The sequence below is a fragment of the Acinetobacter sp. SM1B genome (assembly GCF_003289665.1).
Classification (GTDB): domain Bacteria; phylum Pseudomonadota; class Gammaproteobacteria; order Pseudomonadales; family Moraxellaceae; genus Acinetobacter; species Acinetobacter schindleri.
In genome coordinates this window covers 365,115-366,308 of record NZ_QMBM01000001.1, presented here as the reverse complement: position 1 = coordinate 366,308, position 1,194 = coordinate 365,115, and the positions used below count along the sequence as shown (strand labels likewise).

The following is a 1,194-nucleotide window of genomic DNA, read 5'->3' as shown; positions in this document are numbered from 1 at the left end:
CTTCCCAGAGCATTCCACTAAAACTGATATGACTTAATGGGCTGTTCCCCTTTCGCTCGCCGCTACTGAGGGAATCTCAATTGATTTCTTTTCCTACGGATACTGAGATGTTTCACTTCTCCGCGTTCGCCTCATAAACCTATGTATTCAGTTTATGATACCGACCTTATAGCCGGTGGGTTTCCCCATTCAGACATCTCCGGATCACAGGATATTTGCCGCCTCCCCGGAGCTTTTCGCAGGCTATCACGTCTTTCTTCGCCTCTGACTGCCAAGGCATCCACCACATGCACTTAATTACTTGACTATACAACCCCAAACAGTCGTTCATCCCTACAAGTAGGATAAACAACATAATCAACCAATCACTCAGTCAATTACACAGTTAGAGTTTCGTGAACTTAATCACTGTACAGCTTCAATTAGATTCATATACCAAAACGCTTGATTCAGTTAATTTCGCTAGTTCTCATTCAATCACTTCAACAATCAATCTTGCGATCTCTCGTTTCCGCTCTTGTATGAGTATGAACAAATTATTTCAACTCAAATATATTCTGTTAATGATTTAATGCATCCTCGTCGGACTGCATTACTGTGATAAATCACAGAGGTTAATAACAATGCCGCGCATTATACGCCGCTTTCTTACTAAGCTCTATAAGCTATCAAACTGTTTGCTTATTACGTATTCGAACGAATACGTGGTGGAGACTAGGAGAGTCGAACTCCTGACCTCCTGCGTGCAAAGCAGGCGCTCTACCAACTAAGCTAAGTCCCCAGCTTATCAATAAGTCAATGTTCTGATTTCTATTTGCTCTGCAATTGCTTGCTTGTCGTTAGTGGTGGGTCTGACAAGACTTGAACTTGTGACCCCACGCTTATCAAGCGTGTGCTCTAACCAACTGAGCTACAGACCCTCAGATACATCGTCATGAAGAACAACTTGTTGTGGATTCTTACCAATCGTCAATCTTTCGTTAAGGAGGTGATCCAGCCGCAGGTTCCCCTACGGCTACCTTGTTACGACTTCACCCCAGTCATCGGCCACACCGTGGTAAGCGTCCTCCTTGCGGTTAGACTACCTACTTCTGGTGCAACAAACTCCCATGGTGTGACGGGCGGTGTGTACAAGGCCCGGGAACGTATTCACCGCGGCATTCTGATCCGCGATTACTAGCGATTCCGACTTCA

At 45.1% G+C, this 1,194-nt stretch carries 2 tRNA genes, 1 rRNA gene and 1 other annotated feature (1 of these 4 cut by a window edge); all 3 genes read right to left on the bottom strand.

Annotation, left to right across the window (positions count from 1 at the left end):
* Positions 1 to 5: 5 nt before the first annotated feature.
* Positions 6 to 267: a sequence feature (23S ribosomal RNA rRNA prediction is too short), on the bottom strand.
* A gap of 438 nt (positions 268 to 705) precedes the next feature.
* Positions 706 to 781: transfer RNA gene (locus tag C8322_RS01840), tRNA-Ala, on the bottom strand.
* Between the two features lie 62 nt (positions 782 to 843).
* Positions 844 to 920, bottom strand: a tRNA-Ile gene (locus tag C8322_RS01835).
* A gap of 61 nt (positions 921 to 981) precedes the next feature.
* Positions 982 to 1,194: ribosomal RNA gene (locus C8322_RS01830) — 16S ribosomal RNA — on the bottom strand; it runs 1,242 nt beyond the window's last position.